General features: G+C 69.6%; 18 protein-coding genes. 11 read left to right on the top strand and 7 right to left on the bottom strand.

From position 1 onward, the window contains the following. On the bottom strand, positions 1-1,041 hold a 1,041-nt coding region (locus AW271_RS39065; protein ID WP_174553129.1), incomplete at its 3' end, for a cellulose binding domain-containing protein. 351 nt (positions 1,042-1,392) lie between these two features. Here AW271_RS39065 and AW271_RS32230 point away from each other — a divergent pair. From AW271_RS32230 to AW271_RS32215, 4 genes are read left to right on the top strand one after another with little or no spacing between them, the layout of a single operon-like run. Continuing rightward, positions 1,393-2,370: a malate dehydrogenase gene (locus tag AW271_RS32230; protein WP_062341377.1), complete on the top strand. Its 978-nt coding sequence runs from the start codon at positions 1,393-1,395 to the stop codon at positions 2,368-2,370. Positions 2,371-2,394: 24 nt separating this feature from the next. Beyond that, positions 2,395-3,738, top strand: a complete 1,344-nt coding sequence (locus AW271_RS32225; protein ID WP_062341376.1) for a dihydrolipoyl dehydrogenase family protein — start codon at positions 2,395-2,397, stop codon at positions 3,736-3,738. Between the two features lie 9 nt (positions 3,739-3,747). Beyond that, positions 3,748-4,470, top strand: coding sequence for a DUF2071 domain-containing protein (locus tag AW271_RS32220; protein ID WP_062341375.1), 723 nt, complete (start codon positions 3,748-3,750; stop codon positions 4,468-4,470). Beyond that, the gene (locus AW271_RS32215; protein ID WP_062341374.1) at positions 4,467-4,844 is read left to right on the top strand and encodes a hypothetical protein; all 378 of its coding nucleotides are present in this window, start codon (positions 4,467-4,469) and stop codon (positions 4,842-4,844) included. The genes AW271_RS32220 and AW271_RS32215 overlap by 4 nt, the downstream gene beginning before the upstream one ends. A gap of 3 nt (positions 4,845-4,847) precedes the next feature. Here the strand turns inward: AW271_RS32215 and AW271_RS32210 are convergent, their stop codons facing one another. From AW271_RS32210 to AW271_RS32195, 4 genes are all read right to left on the bottom strand, one after another. Then, positions 4,848-6,485 carry an alpha-amylase family protein gene (locus AW271_RS32210; protein ID WP_062341373.1) on the bottom strand — a complete coding sequence of 546 codons (1,638 nt, stop codon included), beginning with the start codon at positions 6,483-6,485 and terminating at the stop codon, positions 4,848-4,850. Between the two features lie 87 nt (positions 6,486-6,572). Next, positions 6,573-6,776, bottom strand: coding sequence for a cold-shock protein (locus AW271_RS32205; protein ID WP_030455889.1), 204 nt, complete (start codon positions 6,774-6,776; stop codon positions 6,573-6,575). A gap of 161 nt (positions 6,777-6,937) precedes the next feature. Further along, the gene (locus AW271_RS32200) at positions 6,938-7,879 is read right to left on the bottom strand and encodes an aminoglycoside phosphotransferase family protein (RefSeq protein WP_245653311.1); all 942 of its coding nucleotides are present in this window, start codon (positions 7,877-7,879) and stop codon (positions 6,938-6,940) included. Between the two features lie 11 nt (positions 7,880-7,890). Continuing rightward, positions 7,891-9,252, bottom strand: coding sequence for an NsdA family TPR-like regulatory protein (locus tag AW271_RS32195; protein WP_245653310.1), 1,362 nt, complete (start codon positions 9,250-9,252; stop codon positions 7,891-7,893). Positions 9,253-9,599: 347 nt separating this feature from the next. Here AW271_RS32195 and AW271_RS32190 point away from each other — a divergent pair, with 347 nt between their 5' ends. The 3 genes from AW271_RS32190 to AW271_RS40290 all read left to right on the top strand — a co-directional run bounded on the left by AW271_RS32190 (position 9,600) and on the right by AW271_RS40290 (position 12,495). Continuing rightward, on the top strand, positions 9,600-9,890 hold the full coding sequence (locus AW271_RS32190) for a hypothetical protein (RefSeq protein WP_245653309.1): 291 nt from the start codon (positions 9,600-9,602) through the stop codon (positions 9,888-9,890). Between the two features lie 325 nt (positions 9,891-10,215). Beyond that, complete coding sequence (gene cysS, locus AW271_RS32185) at positions 10,216-11,556, top strand: cysteine--tRNA ligase (RefSeq protein ID WP_062341370.1); 1,341 nt, start codon at positions 10,216-10,218, stop codon at positions 11,554-11,556. Positions 11,557-11,559: 3 nt separating this feature from the next. Then, positions 11,560-12,495 carry a nucleoside hydrolase gene (locus AW271_RS40290; RefSeq protein WP_062341369.1) on the top strand — a complete coding sequence of 312 codons (936 nt, stop codon included), beginning with the start codon at positions 11,560-11,562 and terminating at the stop codon, positions 12,493-12,495. Here AW271_RS40290 and AW271_RS40285 read toward each other — a convergent pair. Both AW271_RS40285 and AW271_RS32170 read right to left on the bottom strand, forming a co-directional pair. Next, positions 12,452-12,709 carry a hypothetical protein gene (locus tag AW271_RS40285; RefSeq protein ID WP_157554847.1) on the bottom strand — a complete coding sequence of 86 codons (258 nt, stop codon included), beginning with the start codon at positions 12,707-12,709 and terminating at the stop codon, positions 12,452-12,454. The genes AW271_RS40290 and AW271_RS40285 overlap by 44 nt on opposite strands. A 5-nt stretch (positions 12,710-12,714) precedes the next feature. Continuing rightward, on the bottom strand, positions 12,715-14,613 hold the full coding sequence (locus AW271_RS32170) for an NACHT domain-containing protein (protein WP_062341367.1): 1,899 nt from the start codon (positions 14,611-14,613) through the stop codon (positions 12,715-12,717). Positions 14,614-14,705: 92 nt separating this feature from the next. Here AW271_RS32170 and atzF point away from each other — a divergent pair, with 92 nt between their 5' ends. From atzF to AW271_RS32150, 4 genes are read left to right on the top strand one after another with little or no spacing between them, the layout of a single operon-like run. Further along, positions 14,706-16,379, top strand: coding sequence for an allophanate hydrolase (gene atzF / locus AW271_RS32165; protein ID WP_063818184.1), 1,674 nt, complete (start codon positions 14,706-14,708; stop codon positions 16,377-16,379). 45 nt (positions 16,380-16,424) lie between these two features. Then, positions 16,425-17,954: a circularly permuted type 2 ATP-grasp protein gene (locus AW271_RS32160; RefSeq protein WP_083977545.1), complete on the top strand. Its 1,530-nt coding sequence runs from the start codon at positions 16,425-16,427 to the stop codon at positions 17,952-17,954. After that, complete coding sequence (locus AW271_RS32155) at positions 17,951-18,928, top strand: alpha-E domain-containing protein (protein WP_062341366.1); 978 nt, start codon at positions 17,951-17,953, stop codon at positions 18,926-18,928. The genes AW271_RS32160 and AW271_RS32155 overlap by 4 nt, the downstream gene beginning before the upstream one ends. Continuing rightward, positions 18,925-19,743, top strand: a complete 819-nt coding sequence (locus AW271_RS32150; protein WP_245653308.1) for a transglutaminase family protein — start codon at positions 18,925-18,927, stop codon at positions 19,741-19,743. Before AW271_RS32155 ends, AW271_RS32150 begins: the two co-directional genes overlap by 4 nt. Positions 19,744-19,806 lie beyond the last annotated feature (63 nt).

The following is a 19,806-nucleotide window of genomic DNA, read 5'->3' as shown; positions in this document are numbered from 1 at the left end:
CGTCACCAGGTTCGGCAGCGAGTCGATCTCGATGATGGCGACGATGCGCAGGTTGCGGTACTTCGAGTCCGACATGATCGAGGCGATCGGGTCGATGTACTCGGTCTTGTACCGGTTCAGGCCGTTCTGCGCGACCTTCAGCTCACCGTTCGACGCGAGCGCCGAACAGTCGCGGTTGGGCAGGTTGTAGATCACGACCTGGATCGTCAACGGCGCGGAGCCGTTGGCCGCGTCCTGCTGGACGGCCAGGTCCAGGTGGTCACGCAGACCCTTGCTGTTGTTGCCGGCCGAACCGCTGGTGATCGCCGCGATCCGGTCCAGCCAGATGGCGGTCGAGGTGTTGGCCACGGCCGCGCCGCCCGGCTCGGAGGCCGCGCTGGCCGACCAGTCGGGGTTCACATAACCGGTCGCGCCCGCATAGGGGTTGTCCACTCGGGGGCCGGGGGGCGACGGCGACGGGCTCGGCGAAGGTGACGGCGAGGGCGACGGGGAGGGAGAAGGCGAGGGCGAGGGCGAGGGGCTGGGTGAAGGCGACGGCGACGGCGACGGCGAGGGGCTGGGCGACGGTGAGGGCGAGGGAGACGGGGTCACGCCGCCGCAGGTCACGCCGTTCACGGTGAAGGACGTCGGCTTGGGGTTGCTGCCGCTCCACGTGCCGTTGAAGCCGAGGCTCAGGGTCGCGCCGCTCGGCACGCTCCCGTTCCACGGCATGCTCGACGCGGTGACGTTCGAGCCGCTCTGCGTCCAGTTGGCCGACCAGCCCTGGCTCACACGCTGGCCCGAGTTCGGGAACGTGAAACCGAGGTTCCAGCTCGAGAGGGCGTCGCCGGTGTTGCGAACCGTCAGGTTCGCGGTGAAGCCGCCCTGGCCGGGGCTCGTGGTCCAGTCGTTGGTGGTGTACGTCACGTCACACGTGACCGCGGCCTGCGCGGACGTGGCCGTGACGACGGCCATGGTGGATCCGAGCGCGGCCACCGCGACCGCGGCGAGGCCGCGGCGCAGTCGGGAGCGCGCGGCTCCGGATCGGGGGGTGGATCTCATTGCGGGGGTCCTCCTGCGATGATTCACTGCGCGCTGGGAGCGCTCCCACGGACCTTAGGTGCGCGGTCCCGTGGCGTACAGGAAGACCGTCGGCCCCCAGCCTCCCGCTTTCGTGCCCCGAAACACCAGCACCACCGGCGACCAGCGCACACGCCGCCCCGTCACCGGCCGAAAACGTGGTTTGTTACCTGAAAGTTTCAGCTGTATCGCCATGTTTGCCCGATTTGCCAGGGCAGCGCCGCCCGGCCCGCGTCCCCATGAATTGCCGCAAACCCGTGGCCTGAGCATAAGTGGGGCTCCACTGGCGAGTAGCATCCGCAGGACACGTACACCGCCCGAAGGGGAATCGTCATGACCGTCAAAGTGACCGTCACCGGCGCGGCCGGCCAGATCGGTTACGCCCTGCTCTTCCGCATCGCCTCGGGGCACCTGCTCGGGCCGGACGTGCCCGTCCAGCTGAGCCTGCTGGAGATCACTCCGGCGCTGAAGGCCGCCGAGGGCACCGCGATGGAGCTCGACGACTGCGCCTTCCCGCTGCTCAAGGGCATCGACATCACCGACGACCCGAACTACGCGTTCAACGGGACCAACGTCGCGCTGCTCGTCGGCGCGCGGCCCCGCACGGCGGGCATGGAGCGCGGCGACCTGCTGTCGGCCAACGGCGGCATCTTCGGCCCGCAGGGCCAGGCGATCAACGACCACGCCGCCGACGACGTGCGCGTCCTGGTCGTGGGCAACCCCGCCAACACCAACGCGCTGATCGCGCAGCGGCACGCGCCCGACGTCCCGGCCGACCGGTTCACCGCCATGACCCGGCTCGACCACAACCGGGCCCTGTCGCAGCTGTCGTCGAAGCTGGGCGTCCCGGTCACCGACATCAAGAAGATGACGATCTGGGGCAACCACTCGGCGACGCAGTATCCCGACCTCTACCACGCCGAGGTCGGCGGCAAGATCGCCGCCGAGCTGGTCGACCAGGACTGGCTGAAGGACACCTTCATCCCCACCGTCGCCAAGCGCGGTGCGGCGATCATCGAGGCCCGGGGCGCGTCCAGCGCCGCGTCGGCCGCCAACGCCGCGATCGACCACGTCCACTCGTGGGTGAACGGCACCCCCGAGGGCGACTGGACCTCCGCCGCGATCGTCTCCGACGGCTCCTACGGCGTGCCCGAGGGCATCATCTCCTCCTTCCCCGTCGTCTCGCGCAACGGCCAGTGGGAGATCGTCCAGGGCCTGGACATCGACGACTTCTCCCGCGGCAAGATCGACGCCTCGGTCAAGGAGCTCCAGGAGGAGCGCGACGCGGTCACGGAGCTCGGCCTGATCTGACGCCATATGGGCAGGTAGCCGGGCATGGATGAATTCGACGTGATCGTGCTCGGCATGGGCCCGGGTGGCGAGGACGCCGCCGGCCGGCTGGTCGAGGCCGGGCTGAGCGTGGCCGGGGTCGAGGCCGACCTGGTCGGCGGCGAATGTCCTTACTGGGGCTGCGTACCGTCGAAGATGATGATCCGGGCCGCCCACGTGCTGGGCGAGGCCCGGCGCGTGCCCGGCCTGGCCGGCGACGCGACCGTCTCCCCCGACTGGACGCCGGTCGCCCGCCGCGTCCGCGCCGAGGCCGCCGACGACTGGAACGACCAGGCCGCCGCCGACCGCTTCGAGAAGAAGGGCGGTCATCTCGTCCGCGGCCACGGCGTCGTCACCGGCCCCCGCGAGGTGACCGTGGGCGACCGCGTGCTGCGCGCCCGGCGCGGCCTGCTGATCTCCACCGGCACCCGCCCGGCGATCCCCGACATCGACGGCCTCGCCGGCACCCCCTACTGGACCAACCACGAGGCCGTCGCGACGGAACACGTGCCCGCCTCGATGATCGTGCTCGGCGGCGGCGCGATCGGCCTGGAGCTGGCCCAGGTCTTCGCCCGCTTCGGCACCGAGATCACCCTCCTGGAGGCCGCCCCCACCCTGCTGCCCGGCGAGGAGCCCGAGGCCGGGAAACTGATCGCGAAGGTCTTCCGCGACGAGGGCATCAGGGTGCTGACCGGGGCGTCCGCGTCGCGGGTGCGCCACGACGGCCGCTTCGCCGTGACGGTCGGCGACGAGGTGATCGAGGCCGACAACCTCCTGGTGGTGGCCGGCCGGTCGACCGACCTGACGGGCCTGTCGGTCGTCGGCGTCGACGAGAACGCCAAGTACATCCCCACCGACCCCCACATGCGGGTCACCGACGGCGTCTGGGCGGCCGGCGACGTGACCGGCCACGGAGGCTTCACCCACGTGGCCAACTACCAGGGCCGCATCGCCGCCCTCGACATCCTGGGCGAGGAGGTGGCGGGGGCCGACTACCGCGCCGTCCCCCGCGTGACCTACACCGACCCGGAGGTCGGCGCGGTCGGCCTGACCGAGAAGCAGGCCCGCGACCAGGGTCTGGCCGTGACGATCGGCATCACGACGGCGGGCGCCCGCGACTGGATCCACGGGACGAAGGACATCCTGATCAAACTGGTCGCCTCGGACGACGTCCTGGTCGGCGCGACGGCGGTCGGCCCGACGGGCGGCGAGGTGATGGGCGCCCTCGCGGTGGCGGTGCACGCCCGGGTGCCGATCATGACCCTGCGCTCGATGATGTACGCCTACCCGACCTTCCACCGGGGCATCGAGGACGCGCTGAAGAACCTGCTGGGACAAGATCGCCCGTAACCTGACGGGGTGGACTTCAGCGGCACCCCCCGTCCGGCCCCGCGATGGCACCACGCCGAGAGCGAGCTCGACGACTTCGTGATCGTGAGCTTCCGGGTGCCCGCCGACCGGCTGGCCGCCCTGCTGCCGCCGGGCTTCGCGCCCGTGCGCTTCCACTGGGCGGCCGGGGGTTCGGGGGCGCTGGTGTCGGCGGTGGGCTTCCGCGACCGCGACTTCCGCTTCCGGTTCTGTCCCCGCGTCGCGATCGCCTGCGGCCAGATCAACTACCGCGCCTACGTCACCCGCGACGGCGAGCCCGGGGTGTGGTTCTTCCGGACCGCTCTCGACCATCCGCTCGTCGCGGTGCCGAGGCGTCTGTGGGGCATGCCGTGGCGGCGTACCCGGATCAGGATCACCGGCGACTGGGGGCCGGAGCCCCGCTGGGAGCTCGACGCCGACGACGCGGAGTGCCGGGCGGCGGGCGTGGCGCCGTACCCGCCGGATGGGCTGGGAGACGACTGGTTGCCGCTGCTCACCCACCCCACCACGGGCTGGTTCCAGGGGCGGCGGGCGGTCGGGACCTACAGCGTGTGGCACCCCGTCATGGAGCCGGTGTTCCTGGCGGCGACGCACGCCAGGTTCCGGGTGTTCGAGGAACTGGGGCTGGTCGAACCGGGGCAGGAGCCGCATTCGGTCCTCGGACAGGCCTCGATCCACTTCGACGTGCACGTGCCACCTAGGGTGTCGGCATGACCGAGACGACCATCCTCCCCTTCGACGACCTCGACGTGCGGTTGCGGGTGCTGGTCGACGGATACGCCGACCAGCACCTTCTCGGCGACCTGACCGACCGGGTCGTCATGTGCTGCCAGACCCGCGGCACGAACCTGTCGGCAGGGGTGCTCACCCCGGCCCTGATCGTGATCGTGCTGGTCCGGCCCGACGGGGAGTCGGTCCGGCTGGGCGCCCGGCTGGCCGGGGCCGACCTGCGCGCGGCGGACGGCGGCGTCTGGGTGCACGCGCAGTGGTTCGGGGCCGACGCCAGTTCCTACCTGCTGCCGCTCCAAGAGGGCAGCGTCTTCCTCGACGCCCTGCGCACCCGGATCATGGCCGCCCGCCACGCCTGACCGCTACGGGGCGGTCTCCGGGTCGGAGAGGCGGAACCAGCGGCAGCTGTAGTCGTCCACCTCCACCAGAGCCCGCCCGTCCGTGATCTCCACCTGGTCGTCGGAGAACAGGTCGGCCAGCACCTTCCCCTCGGCGTCGAGGTCCAGGGTCACCTTCGCCGGCCGCCCGGCGAAGTTGTGCAGGGTCACGATGCCCTCGTTCCTGATCACGAGGACGGCGTCGTCTCCCCCGTCCATGACCTCGTAGGAGCCCCAGGCCAGTTCGGGGGCCTCGCGGTACTGCTCGACCAGACGGCCGATCCACGAGAGCAGCGACTCGGGGTCGCGCCGCTGGGCGCTGGCGCTGATCTCATCGGGGCCGTAGTCGCCGCCGGGCATCGGGATCGCCGGTTCGACCGTGCTGAAGCCGCCGTGGCGGCCGGACGTCCACTGCATCGGGGTGCGGACCGACTGGCGGCCCTCGATGGCGAGGTTCTCGCCCATGCCGATCTCCTCGCCGTAGAAGAGCACGGGGGTGCCGGGCAGGGCGAACAGGAGGCTGTAGACCATCCTGATCCGGCGCTGGTCGCCTTCCAGCATGGTCGGCAGCCGCCGACGGATGCCGCGGTCGTAGATCCGCATGTCCTCCTCTGGCGCGAAGGCGGCGAAGACCTCCTCGCGTTCGGCGTCGGTCAGCTTGTCGAGGGTCAGTTCGTCGTGGTTGCGGACGAATGAGGCCCACTGGCTGTCCTTCGGGGGCGCGGGGCGCTCGCGCAGGGCCTCGGCGAGGGGACGGGCGTCCTCGCGGGCCAGCGACAGGTACATGCGCTGCATGCCGATGAAGTCGAAGCACATGGTGATCTCGTTGCCGAGCGGGGTGTCGCCGAAATAGGCCATCAGGTCCTTGTACGGCAGATTGACCTCCCCCAGCAGCATCGCCGTCCCGTCGCGGCGGTTCATGAACGCGCGCAGGTCGGCGAAGAACTCGTGGGGGTCGGGCAGCGCGTCGTCCTGTTCGAGCACCCGTTCGACCAGGAACGGGACCGCGTCGACGCGGAAGCCCGACAGGCCCAGCTCCATCCAGAATCCCAGGATGCGGGCGATCTCGTCCCGGACCTCGGGATTGGAGGTGTTGAGGTCGGGCTGGAACTTGTAGAAGCGGTGGAAGTAGTACTGCTCGCTCTGGTCGTCCCACTGCCAGAGGCTGTTCTCCTGGTCGGGGAACACCACGCCCTCGGGGTCGTCGGGCTCGGGCTCGTCCGACCAGATGTACCAGTCGCGGTGCTTGGCGTCCCGGGAGGAGCGGGCGTCCTTGAACCAGGGGTGCTGGTCGGAGGTGTGGTTCACGACGAGGTCGGCGATCACCCGGATGCCCCGGTCGCGGGCCACCCGCATGAACTCCACGAAGTCGCCCAGGGTGCCGAGGCGGGGGTCGACGCTGTAGAAGTCGACGATGTCGTAGCCGTCGTCGCGGTCGGGGGTCGGGAAGAACGGCATGAGCCAGATGCAGGTCACGCCGATCCGGTCGAGGTGGTCGAGATGCTGGATCGCGCCCCGGAAGTCGCCGATCCCGTCGCCGTTCCCGTCGGCGAAGGTCTCGATGTCCAGGCAGTAGACGATGGCGTTCTTCCACCACAGTTCAGAGGTCTGGGTCAGCCGCATGGGCAGCGCCCCTACCCATTTCCGGAACGAGAAAGCCGACCGTTGCACGAGGCAATCGGTCGGCTTCTGGTTGGTGCTGGATGGAACTTAGATCGGCGTCACGTTCTCGGCCTGCGGACCCTTCTGGCCCTGCACGGTCTGGAAGCTGACGCGCTGGTTCTCGTCCAGGCTGCGGTAGCCACCGCTGTTGATCGCCGAGTAGTGCACGAACACGTCAGGGGTGCCGTCGTCAGGGGCGATGAAACCGAAGCCCTTTTCGGCGTTGAACCACTTGACGGTGCCTTCAGACAACTGCTTCTCCTTATGCGGAGCCTCACCGTCTCGTCAGGTCAACGAGACGGGCTGCTTAGCGGACCAGCCCTGCATCCGCCTACGTCGGAAAAGCAGTACGCCCGCTACCGGCCGTTTGGCCGGAGGCGTTCTTTACAAAACACCACTGCAACACGTCAAGCCTAGCGCACCCCGAGCGCGGGGGCAGCCATGTACCACCTCGCGTGGCCATCGCCTCTGGTCAGCGAGTCGAGACGGCGTGGAAGTTCTTGCCGGGAGAACGGATCGCCGAGGGCGTTGCGGATGTGGATGCCCACGGCGTACATGTCCCTGATCTCCATCAGGGTCGTGTAGCCGGGCCAATCTCGCAGGTCAGAGCCGTAGGCGTGGGCGAAGGCGTCGACGTCGCCGGCCGAGAGGCCGAATCGGCGCTGCCCGTGGTAGGTGTGCACCAGGTCCCACTCACGGGGGCCCACGGCCACGCCGTCCCAATCGCAAAGAATCGCATTGCCGTCGCGGCAGCGGAGCAGGTTGTCGATCCAGGCGTCGCCGTGGAGCAGGACGGGCGGGCCCGAGTCGAGGGTGGGCCATCGATCGGTCAGTTCTTCGATGCGGTCGCCGAGCCAGCGGCGCTGGTAGGGGGTGAGCACCTCGGCCCGGTGCTCGACCGCGTGCCGGACCTCGGCCAGCGGGTCGGTGAGCCGCCGGAGCGGGATGGACGTCGGCACCGGCTCGCGGTGGAGATCACGCAGCACGTGGCCGAGCTCGGTGGTGGTCGGGGAGCCGTTGGAGCGGACGTACCGCCAGAAGGTGACCGCCCGGCCCCCGTGGACGATGGGCTGGTGCGGGATCTCGTCGACCGGGCGGACCGTCGGGAAGCCCCGGTCGGCCAGCCAGCGGGCCACCGCCAGCACGGCCGGGAGCCGGGTGAGGGCGTCGGGGGCGGTGGCGATCCGGACCACCATGTCGCCCCGGAGCTTGAAGACGGCGTTGCTGCGCAGCCGCATCAGCCGCGCCCCGCCGGCGTCGACGCCGATGCGGTCGCAGACCGCGCGCAGGACGGTGAACGCCTCGTCGGCGAGCGGACGGGCGGGCGTGGTGCGGGCGAGGTGCGTGATCGTCACGTGTGAGGCGCTCATATGGCCAGCCGGAGGGACGACTCCGACAGGACCTGGTTCAGGTTGCGGACGGCGGGGAGCCGCGGATCGGCCTCGTTCAGCAGCGCCTTCGCCCGGGTGATGACGATCGAGGTGCGGTGCTCGGCCGGGACCTGGCTGAGCGCCTGGGCGGCGAGGCGGCAGGCCTCCTCGTAGTCGCCGTGGCGGGCCAGGTGGGTGGCCTGGTCGAGCAGGATCAGCGCCGGGTCGATCGTCTGGAACCCCGAGTCCATCTCCAGGTTCTGGAGCTGGGAGTCGTCGCCGAGCTCGATCAGGGTGCCGGTGCGGTAGAAGCTCATGCGCTTCTCGGTGAAGACGAAGGCGAGGTCGTCCTGGCTCATGCCGCGCATGCGAGCGAAGATCTGCTCGGCCTCGGCGAGCGCGATGCGGGCAGCCTTGCGGTCGCCCATCCGGGCCAGGGCCCGCGCCTCGGCCGCCGCCGCGAGGGCCGCCGGGGAACTGGGGGCCGAACCGGCCAGCATGCGGGCCTCGCGGGCCAGCCGGACGGTCTCGGTCAGGTCGCCGTAGTAGTAGGGGAGCATCGTCTGGTTGGCCCTGACCAGGGCGCGTAAGCGCAGGTCGCCGACGTCGTCGGCGGAGGTGCGGGCGGTGCCGTACCAGGCGTGGGCCTGGCGGGTGTCGCCGAGCTTCATCAGGGCGTCGGCCGACAGCAGGGCCAGCATCGTGGTGGCCGTCAGCAGGCGGCGCTGCACGCCGGCGGGCTGGCGGGCGCCGGTCAGTTTGCGTACGTCGGCGAGTTCGAGCATCACCCGGCACAACATGGGCGTGGGCGGGGTGGTCATGTATTCGCGGCGGTAACGCAGCACCTGCTCGTCGAGCCGGTCGAGCTGGTCTTCGGTGACGGTCGTGGTTGCCAGGGACCGGTCCAAATCGTGCCGGGTGCCTTCGACCTCGGCGAAGAACCTGCCGTTGGGGGTGCCCATCAGCATCGCCTGGTGGAACAGCGCCCGCCGGTCGGTGTCGTCGTCGGCCAGGTCTTCGACGTGGACGGCGTCTTCGGAGGACCCGTTGGCCACGACCACGACCTTCTGGCTCACGCCGGGGTCGTCGCAGTAGTCGGCGGCGAGGCCGAGGCGTACGGCGTTGGCCTTGTAGAGCCTTGCCAGCAGGTCGATCGTCTGGGGGCGGGGTCGCGCCCGGTTGTTCTCCCACGCGTTGAGCAGGTCGATGCTGGCCCTGGGCAGGCCGAGCGACTGCTGTTCACAGAGGTATTCGAGTTCTTCGATCGCCTGGCGCGCGGACCATCCCCGGCCGAGCCGGTGGGCCTTCAGCATGCTGACCCCGCAGCAGCCGTGGATCGCCTGGACCGTCTGCCACATCGACCACTGTCGTGCCTCGGCCTGCTCGCGCCAGCGACGAGCACATGCCGGAGAGTGCTCTCCTCGGGCCATCCCGCCTGCCCTTCCGCTGCTGACATCCCGCTGGTCCCAGTTTGCCCCGGACCCGCCGTGATCGGCTATTACGGATATTTCCCACAGGTTAACCGGCGCGCACCCAACTGCCAGCGTCGTTATGGGTTCGCGACCCGGGACCCGTGGCTGTTCCACTGAATACCAGCGAGTTCCCTGGTTATTGCACGTATTCGGGTAGTACGCCCGATTGCCGGGCAGTCATCCCAGGTTCACCCTTTCCGGAGAAAGGTCGCAACGTCCCCCGGGAGACCACCATGGCGATTAAGGCAGATCGCAGCGAGGCGATGGACCACCTCGAACGGCTCGCCGCCCAACTTGAGGCGCACTCGTTCCAGGTTCGCCTGTCGGCGCCGGCCGGCCTCTACCCCCGGCTGCGCGTGGTGAACCCGATGGCCCCCGCCATGGCCGAGGACGTGCTGGCGTCCAACGCCAACGACGGAGAGTGGTGGTACTGGCTCTCCTGGGCCGGCCGCATCGGCCACGCCTCCGACGTCGTGACCGCCGCCGAGCGCATCGCCTCGGTTCTGCACGTGATCCGCCGATAATTTCGGACACCCCTCAGCCGGTACGGCCCACGCCCCCGGCGGCCGACTGTCAGGCGGCACCCGCGCCCCTTTCTCGTCAAAGAGGGGGGCGCGGCCCACGAGCCGAACCGACCAGCTGTCGCCGGCCGCCCACGCCCACCCACCGGGGCGCGGGCCGTACCCCCACCCGACCGATTTGTCCATAGCCGATCCCTTAGCCATGACGCGTGGTTCATTACTGTGTCAACCCGTTTGACCTGTCTCACAATGCGGCATTCATGATGTGCGCGCCACGTCTGCCCGTTTCTATCGACAGGACGCGGATTACTGGCTTACCCTCGGCTAGGTGGGACTTCGCCTATACGATACTTTCAGCCGGTCGGTCCGCGATTTCTCCCCCCGAATTCCGGGAATCGCGTCGATTTATCTCTGTGGTCCCACCGTCGTCGTCCCGCCCCATGTCGGGCAAATACGCTCGCAAGTGAACTTCGATATTCTGCACCGCTGGTTATCATATTCCGAATATCGCGTTCTCTTCTGCCGCAACGTCACCGACATCGAGGACAAAATCATCAGCCGCTCGCTTTCCGAGGGCGTGCACTGGTGGCGGATCACCGACCCGGTCTACCGGTCCTTCGAGAGCACCTACGAGGCGCTCGGCTGCCTCCCGCCCAGCGTGGAGCCCCGGGCGACCGGCCACATCCCCGAGATGCTGGAGCTCATCGAGCAACTGCTCGACTCCGGGCACGCGTACACCGCCGACGGCGACGTCTATTTCTCGGTCTCCTCGTTTCCGAGCTACGGCGAACTCTCCGGGCAGCGCCCGGGCCAGATGCGCGGCGGCGAGGAACCCGGCCACGGCAAACGCGACCCCCGCGATTTCGCGTTGTGGAAAAGGGGCCGCCCGGGTGAACCCGTCTGGCACGCGCCGTGGGGTGACGGCCGGCCCGGATGGCATCTGGAATGTTCGGCGATGGCGCGCAAATATCTGGGCGCCGAATTCGACATCCACGGCGGCGGGGCCAATCTCATTTTCCCGCACCACGAGAACGAGATAGCCCAGTCACGGGCCGCCGGCGACGGTTTCGCGCGATTCTGGATTCACAACGGCCCGGTCACCCACCGGGGCGAGAAGATTCGCAAGGCGGCGAAGAACCCGCTGGCGGTGCACACGTTGCTGCGGCGCATCAGGCCGGTGGAACTGCGCTTCTATCTGGCCGCCGCCCACTATCGGTCGCCGATGGAATTCTCGGTGGGCGCGGTGGAGGAGAGCGCGGTGGCCTACCGGCGCATCGAACGTTTCGTTCACCGCGTGGCCGTCGAGGCGGCCGGCGAGCTTCCGCCGCAGTTCAGAGAGGCGATGGACCACGACCTGAACCTCCCGCAGGCCGTTTCGCTCATTCACGCGGCCGTCAACGAGGGGAACGCGGCCCTCGATTCCGGCGACGTTCACAAGGCGGCGCGGAAATGCGCCGACGTGCGGGCGATGCTCGACGTACTGGGCCTCGATCCGATGAGCGAACACTGGGCCAACGAAACACGGTTGCGGGAAGTCGCCGGGGCCGTGCTCGGAGTGGTGCGAAATCTCGCCGAGGCCAGCGCGGAACGCGGCGAGTTCGAACGGGCCCGGATCATGCACCGGCAGATCGACACCGCTCTCAAGATTCGCCAGCGGGTTACGCTCTGAGGCGTGCCCGCACCAAAGAAGATCCTCATCGACTGCGACCCCGGGATCGACGACGCACTGGCCATCGCCCTCGCCCACGGCTCCCCCGCGCTCGACCTCGTCGGGATCACCACGGTCGGCGGCAACGTCTCCCTCGACCTGACGACGCTCAACGCGCGCAAGCTGCGCGAGTTCCTGGGCTTCCCCGAGGTCCCCGTGGTCGCCGGCTGCGCCGGGGCGCTGGTCGCCAGCCGGATCGACGCCTCGGAGGTGCACGGCTTCGGCGGCCTGGGCGGCGCGGTGCTGCCCGAACCCCGGCTGCCGGTCGCCGAGGGGCACGCGGTCGACTTCATCGTCGAGACCCTCGCCGCCGCTCCGGGTGAGATCTCCCTGGTCGCCGTCGGCCCCCTCACCAACATCGCCCTGGCGGTACGCCGGGAGCCCCGGATCATGGAGTGGGCACGCGACTTCACGATCTTGGGCGGGTCGTACACGCGCGGCAACCGCACCCCCGCGGCCGAGTTCAACATCGCGGCCGACCCCGAGGCGGCGGCGATCGTCTTCGGGGTGGGCTGGACGGTCAACCAGATCGGCCTCGACGTCAGCCTGACGGCCCTGGCCAAGGGGCCGATCCTCGACCGGATGCGCGGCCTGGGCCGGCTCGGCGGCGAGTTGCTGATCCCCAGCCTGGAGTTCTACGGCATGACGACCGCCCACGACGGCCCGGCGGTCCACGACGCCCTGGCGGTCGCCTTCGTCGCCGACCCGAGCCTGTTCGAGTTCACCCCGGCCGTGGTCGACGTCGAGACGGCGGGCCGGTTCACGTCGGGGATGACGGTGATCGACTTCAACCTGCGCGGCCGGTCGCCGAACGCGAACGTGGCCCGGTCGATCGACGTGGCCCGGTTCTGGGACCTCACGCTGGAGAGCTTCGCCCTGGTCGCCGACCGGCTTCGGTAGCCAGGTACTCCGTCAGGATCAGGTGCGGGAACCGGTACCCCTTGCCGTCACGGCGCAGGAGGCCGATCTCGGCCGCCTGGATCACGAAGCGCCGATAGCGGAGGGGCAGCAGCCCCGAGATCACCAGAAGTGCCCAGCCCCCGACACCGCGGACCGGGAAGATCACAAGCATCGTCAAGCCTGCGCCCGTCAAGATTCCCAGGAACAGCGCCACGAAGGTCAACGGTGATCCGTCGTCACCGGGACCCCACAGAATTCCGAGAGCGATCCCGGGTACCCCCCCGCCATCGCGGTGAGCGGCACCCGTCTGTCGTCCTTGTCGACCTTGTCCGGATCCATCGCCAGAGCGGGCGAGTAGATCATCGCCACCAGGAACGTGACGCAGAACGCGAGCCCCATGCCGACGAAGAAAGGCGTGGTCCTGTTCTCATCGACCTGCCAGACGAGGGTCGCCATCCCCGCGCACACGCCGACGCCGATCAGATCCACCCATGATCTCCGCCGCAGGATCTCGATGAGGGCCACGAGGCAGAACGCCAGGAAGAGCAGACTCGTCGCCCTGACCGGCCACGAGACACCGGCCTGGGTCGCGAGAGTGCCGAGCCGGGCCATGCCGGTGACGACAGCGGCTCCGACGAGCCCAAGAACAGCGCCGCAGAGCCAGCCGCGGAGCCGGAAAGAACCAGCCGAGATCTCGGATTCTCGTGGTGCCAGGAAGAGGCGCACCGAGACCACCGTGCCCAGGGACGTGAGCGCTCCGATCAGGCCGCCGGCGGTCCCATCGCTCACGATCAGGGTCGCCATCAGCGCCACCGACCACATGGCCGTCGCGACGAACGCACCTGTCTCGGCGACGGCCGATCTCTGTCCGGGGGGCAGCGCCCACCACCACAGGAACGGCCGGAGACCCGGCAGAGAACCGGGCAGCGTGCGTGAGTTCAGCGCCAGCGTCACGCGGGCGAGCTGCGAGATCCACCCGAGCATCTGGTCCTTCCCGTAGTGCTGACGACGCGCTCGCTTCAGATGGAACATCTGCTCCACATACGCGGCCAGCAGGTCGTTCCTGCTCCAGCCGCCGACGCCCGGATCGGCGCTGATCACAGCTCCCGCGAGAACGTGCAGCCAGAGCGGCGCGCTGATGAGTTCGAGCATCTCCGGGTCCCGCTCTACCGCCTCATGCGCGGATCGGAGCTCAGGTCCGCCCGAGGCCAGGTACGCCAGCACCCGTTCGCCGGTCAGCGGCCGGATGACCACTGCGCCGTACAACCGGAACCGCGCGGGCAGCGCGTCGTACTCTTCGGCGCGGCTGCCGATGACCATGGAAAGCTGCGGATACCGGTCATAAAGCGCGTTGACCTCCGTCAGGCAGCGGGCGCGAAAGTCCGGTCCGACTTCGTCGAAACCGTCGAGCAGCAGCGTGGCCGTGCCGTCGTCGAGCCACCTATCGGCGATGTTGGCGCCGATGTCGTAGCGCTTCTCGATCTGGCGCAGCAGCCATTCACGCAGATCTTCCGGTGGCCGGGTGCGCAGCAGGGTACGACGCCGCCTGCCCCACTCGCCGAGTTCGACGACCAGTGGCAGCGGCCCGTCCGCCCGGTCGAGAAGAGCTTTCGCGAGTTCGAGGATCATGGTGCTCTTGCCCGCGCCCGGCGCGCCGAGAAGGAGCATCGAACCGTCGAGCCGGTCGTAGACGTCCAAAGGCGTGGCATTCTCGGTCACCCGCAAGGGTGCGCCGGGACCCACACGATCTGCGGGCGGCGGGGGAAGGACCGCGTCGGGGACGATGCCAAGATCGAGCTTCACCCGGACGGCCCGACTCGGCTCCTGGTCGAGACGCTGGTCCAGGTGATGCCGCACGTGTGCGGAGGCGTGGTCGCGGAAACCGGGTCGGACGAGGCGTGCGATCTTGCCTTCCGGGCTCTTCTCCAGTTGCTGGAGAACCGTGAACGTGATCGCGATCACCCCCAGCACCAGGGTGAGCGGCCAGGTCAATCCTCGATGAGGCTCCAGCCAGGACGGCGCGGCGCCGCCGGTCACGATGTTCGTCATGAGCGGCAGGAGCACCGAGCTGACGGCAGCGGCCACGACCACCAGGGCGATCCGCAGGATCTTCAGCACACTCCTCTATCGCTACGCGGATTTAACACGTCACGGTATGCACCGAATCGCCTATCGGATATTTTGTCGACAATCGACGAAGGGCCTCCAGAGTGGATCTGCAGATTGCGGCGTTGAAGGCGGCGTACAAGACCGGGCTCCACCCCCGTGAGGTCGTCGCCGAGGTCTATCGCAGGATCAAGGCCAGGGGCGACGACAGCGTGTGGATCAGTCTCCGGCCGGAGGAGGAGACCCTCGCCGACCTGCCCGACGACCCCGATCTGCCCCTCTACGGCATCCCCTTCTCCGTCAAGGACAACATTGACGTCGCCGGCCTGCCCACGACCGTCGCCTGTCCCGGCTTCGCCTACTCGCCCGGCCGGTCGGCGCCGCTCGTCGACCGGCTCGTCGGCGCGGGTGCGATCCTGATCGGGAAGAACAACCTCGACCAGTTCGCCACGGGGCTTTCCGGCTCCCGGAGCCCCTACGGCTCGGTGGAGTCGCCGCTGGTCGCGGGGCTGATCTCGGGGGGTTCGTCGTCGGGGTCGGCGGTGGCGGTGAGCGCGGGGCTGGTCAGTTTCTCGATCGGGACCGACACGGCGGGCTCGGGGCGGGTTCCGGCCGTCATGACCGGGACCGTGGGGCTCAAGCCGTCGAAGGGGCTGGTCAGCACGCTCGGCGTGGTGCCGGCGTGCGCGTCGCTCGACTGCCCGAGCGTGTTCTCGCTGAACGTCGGCGACGCCCGGACCGTCCTGGAGATCATCCAGGGGTACGAGCCGGACGACCCCTGGTCGCGTGAGCTCACCCCCGCCACGAAGCCGATCAGGAGGATCGGCGTCATTCCGGGCGAGGCCCATTGGGCCGAGGTGCTCACCCGGCTCGGCGACCTCGGCTACGAGCTCGTCGAGATCGACCTCGAACCGTTCCTCGAAGCCGGGCGGCTGCTCTACGAGGGGCCGTGGGTGGCCGAGCGCTGGAGTGTGCTCGGGCCGTTCGTCGAGAGCCACCCCGAGTCTCTCCATCCGGTCACCGCGGCGGTGCTGAAAAGCGGGAGCGACGTCACCGGGGCCGACACGTTCCGGGGCCTCCACCGGCTCAGGGAGCTGACGGCGCGGACCCGCCGGACCTGGGCGGAGGTCGACGCCATCGCGGTGCCGACCGTGCCGCGCACGTTCACGCTCGCCGAGATGGCGGAAGATCCCATCGCCCGCAACTCCGTGCTGGGCACCTACACGACCTTCGCCAACCTCCTCGATCTGGCCGGGATCGCCGTCCCGGCCGGCTTCACGTCCGCGGGCCGACCGCACGGCGTCACCCTGCTCGCCCCCGCAGGCGCCGACGGTCCGCTCGCGGACGCCGCCGAACGTTTCCACACGGGCCGCGCGGGAGCGACCCCGTACCGGATCAGGAAGGACGAGCCGCTGCTGGCGGTGGTGGGGGCGCACCGGACCGGGCACGCGCTGCATCCGGAACTGCTGGCGCTCGGGGCCTGTCCGGCCGGGATCGCCCACACGGCCGCGGCCTACCGGCTCTACGACCTCGGCGACCGGCCGGGGCTGGTCAGGACCGCCGATGGGGCGTCCATCGAGGTGGAACTGCACCACCTCAAAACGGAGAAGCTGGGCGAGTTGCTCACGAAGATCCCGGCGCCGCTCGGGCTCGGGTCGGTCGAGCTCGACGACGGGACCGTCGTCATCGGGTTCCTGTGCGAGTCCCATGCGGCCGAAGGCGCCCGGGACATCACGGGTTACGGCTCGTGGCCGGCGTACGTGAACGCGCGGCCGTAACATCCGGCGGCATCGCGCGAAACATCGGTTTCCTACGCTCCGGACATGGCGGACATATTCGACTCATATGCCCTGGCCGACGCATGGGACGAGATGTTCGAGCGGCCGGGCACGCCCCGGCCGCCGTATCAGGGGCTGTTCGCGGCCCTGCAACCCCTCGGGGCCGACGAGCTCCGGTTCCGGGCCGACCAGCTGGCCCGGGTGTTCACCGACCGGGGGGTGACGTTCGACTACGCGGGCGAGGAGCGCCCCTTCCCCCTCGACCTGATCCCGCGGGTCATCGACGCCGCCGAGTGGGACCTGATCTCCCGCGCGGTCCGGCAGCGGGTGCGCACGCTGGAGGCCTTCCTCGCCGACGTGTACGGCGGCCGCCAGATCTTCCACGACGGGGTCGTCCCGTGGGGGCTGCTGCACAGCTCCCCCCACTTCCACCGGATGGCCGACGGGATCAGGCCCGCCAACGGGGTGCGCGTGCACATCGCGGGGGTCGACATCATCCGCGACGAGGTCGGCGCCTTCCGGGTGCTGGAGGACAACGTCCGCACCCCGAGCGGCGTGAGCTACGTCCTGGAGAACCGGCTGGCGATGATGCGCACGCTCCCGGCGCTGTTCACCGAGCAGCGGGTGCGGGCCGTGGACGAGTACCCGGCCCGGCTCCTGGCCGCCCTCCGGCGGGCCGCCCCGGCGGCGATCAACGACCCGACGGTCGTCGTGCTCACGCCCGGGGTCTACAACGCCGCCTACTTCGAGCACGCCCTGCTCGCCCGGCTGATGGGCGTGGAGCTGGTCGAGGGCCGTGACCTGGTCTGCGAGAACAACCGCGTCTACATGGTCACCACGCACGGCAAGCGGCCGGTGCACGTGATCTACCGGCGGGTCGACGACGACTACCTCGACCCGCTGCACTTCCGGCCCGACTCGACCCTCGGCTGCCCGGGGCTGCTGAACGCCGCCCGCGCCGGCACGGTCGCCATCGCCAACGCGGTCGGCAACGGGGTGGCCGACGACAAGCTGCTCTACACGTACGTGCCGGACCTGATGAAGTACTACCTCGGTGAGACGCCGTTGATCTCCAACGTGGAGACCTACCGGCTGGAGGACGCCGACACCCTCGAATGGGTGCTCGGCAACCTGGGCGACCTGGTGCTCAAGCCCGTCGACGGAGCCGGGGGCAAGGGCATCGTCATCGGCCCCCGGGCCGCCGAGGAGACGCTGGGGACGCTGAAAGAGAACGTACAGAAAGATCCGCGGGGGTGGATCGCCCAGCGGCCGGTGGCCCTGTCGACCTCCCCGGCGCTGATCGGCGACCTGCCCCGGCCCCGGCACATCGACCTGCGGCCGTTCGCGGTCAACGACGGCGACGACGTCTGGCTGCTGCCGGGCGGGCTCACCCGGGTCGCGCTGCCGGAGGGCGAACTCGTCGTCAACTCCAGCCAGGGCGGCGGCTCCAAGGACACCTGGGTGCTCTCGGAGCCGGGCCCGCGCATCCCGCACGTCGTCACCGGCGGCCACCTGCCGCCCGCCCATTGGCAACCGAGCCGCAACGCGGCCTGGGACGGGGAGACCGACCAGTGAGAGAACTCCTGAGCCGCATCGCCGAGACCCTCTACTGGATCGGCCGGTACGTCGAACGCTCCGACGACATCGCCCGCCTGCTCGACGTCTCCCTGCACCGCACCCTCGGCGACGACGAGGACTGGTCGACCGTGCTGGCCATCCTCGGCCACGAGGGCGGCGACAACCCGACGACCGAGACGATGATCCAGCGCCTGGCCTACGACTCGGCCACGCCCAGCTCGATCGCCGGGTGCGTCAGGGCGGCCCGCGAGAACGCGCGCGGGGTGCGGGAGATCATCTCCAGCGAGGTCTGGGAGTGCCTCAACGTCACCTGGAACGAGTTGCCGATCCGCCAGATCGGGGCCGAACGGCTCGGCCCGCACGGCTATCTCCGGTACGTCCGCGAGCGCGCCGCCCTGTTCTCGGGTCTGACCGACGCGACCATGAGCCGCGACGACGGCTGGTTGTTCATCGTGCTCGGCCGCAGCCTGGAGCGGGTCGACATGACCGCCCGCCTGCTGGCGGTGCACGGCGAGGTGCTGCCCAGCGAGTTCGCGCCGCCCTCGGAGTCGATCGGGTGGAAGGCGCTGCTGGAGGCGTGCGGGGCCGACGAGTCGTTCACCCGCACCCACCGGGGGGACGCGAAGCGGGTGCTGGAGTTCCTGCTGCTCGACCGGCTCTTCCCCCGCTCGGTCATGCACGCCCTCACCACGGCCGAGCAGTGCCTGGCCGAACTCAGCCCCAACCAGGGCAGGGCGGGCATGAGCGACCCGGCGCGGGCGGCCGTCGGGCGGGTCAGGATGGCGCTCGAGTACGCCGACACGGCGGGCCTCGAAGAGCAGCTGCCCGAGCTGCTGATCGCCCTCCAGGCGGCCTGCGTGATCGCCTCGGAGGGGTTGACGGAACGGTTCTTCCAGCACGCCTCGACGCTGCGCTGGGAGCTGGGCGTGCAGGCGCTGGGAGGTGCGGTGTGGAAACCGGCTGGCGTGTGAGGATCCGCCACTCGACGTTCGTGGAGTACGAGGGCGAGGCGGCGTCGTCGTACAACGAGGTCCGGATGACCCCGGTCGACGACCACCGGCAGGCGACGCTCGACTGGAGCCTGGTCGTCCGGCCGACCACGCCGGTCTGGACCTACCGCGACTACTGGGGCACCCACGTCAGCGTCTTCGACGTGACGGGCGGCCACCGCACGCTCGCGATCGAGGCGGAGGCGCGGGTCGACACCTCACCGGTCCGGCCGCTGGCCAGGCCGCTGAGCTGGGATCTGCTGCGGAACGTGGCGGGGCCGGTCGCCGAGCTGCTGCGCCCGACCGAGCGGACCACGATCACCTGCGGCGAGGTCGGCCTGGCCCAAGTCCACGGCCGCGACCCGCACGAGGCCGCCGAGGCCATCGCCTGGGCGGTGCACGAACGGGTCGAGTACGTGCCCGGCGCGACCGGGGTGCTCACCAGCGCGCAGGAGGCCTGGGACCAGGGCAAAGGCGTCTGCCAGGACATGGCGCACCTGACGGTGGCGCTGATGCGGGCGGCCGGGCTGCCGGCCCGGTACGTCTCCGGCTACATCCATCCGGCGGCCGACGCGGTCGTCGGCGAGCCGGTCGCGGGGCAGTCGCACGCGTGGGTGGAGTACTGGTCGGGCGAGTGGAACGCGCTCGACCCGACAAATCGCTCAAAAGTAGGCGAAACACATGTAGTGGTAGCGCGCGGGAGAGACTACGCTGACGTACCCCCTTTGAAAGGTATTTACCAAGGACCACCTGCGGGAAGACAAGAAGTAAAGGTCGAAGTGACCCGGTTGGCGTGATCATTACGTATTACTGGGAAGGCTGAGACCAATACGAGAGAGGAGAGCCTCTTGTGAAAAGGG

Origin of the sequence: Herbidospora sakaeratensis, assembly GCF_001570525.1 — a bacterium.
GTDB classification, from domain to species: domain Bacteria; phylum Actinomycetota; class Actinomycetes; order Streptosporangiales; family Streptosporangiaceae; genus Herbidospora; species Herbidospora sakaeratensis.
Note: the sequence above shows the minus strand (reverse complement) of the source record. Positions and strands in the feature narration are given on the sequence as shown.

Bases quoted from the DNA above. Each gene is read 5' to 3' on its own strand.
- AW271_RS32230 (WP_062341377.1), top strand. From the start codon at position 1,393: ATGACCGTCAAAGTGACCGTCACCGGCGCGGCCGGCCAGATCGGTTAC.
- AW271_RS32225 (WP_062341376.1), top strand. From the start codon at position 2,395: ATGGATGAATTCGACGTGATCGTGCTCGGCATGGGCCCGGGTGGCGAG.
- AW271_RS32215 (WP_062341374.1), top strand. From the start codon at position 4,467: ATGACCGAGACGACCATCCTCCCCTTCGACGACCTCGACGTGCGGTTG.
- AW271_RS32210 (WP_062341373.1), bottom strand. From the start codon at position 6,485: ATGCGGCTGACCCAGACCTCTGAACTGTGGTGGAAGAACGCCATCGTC.
- AW271_RS32195 (WP_245653310.1), bottom strand. From the start codon at position 9,252: ATGTGGCAGACGGTCCAGGCGATCCACGGCTGCTGCGGGGTCAGCATG.
- AW271_RS32190 (WP_245653309.1), top strand. From the start codon at position 9,600: ATGGCGATTAAGGCAGATCGCAGCGAGGCGATGGACCACCTCGAACGG.
- AW271_RS32160 (WP_083977545.1), top strand. From the start codon at position 16,425: ATGGCGGACATATTCGACTCATATGCCCTGGCCGACGCATGGGACGAG.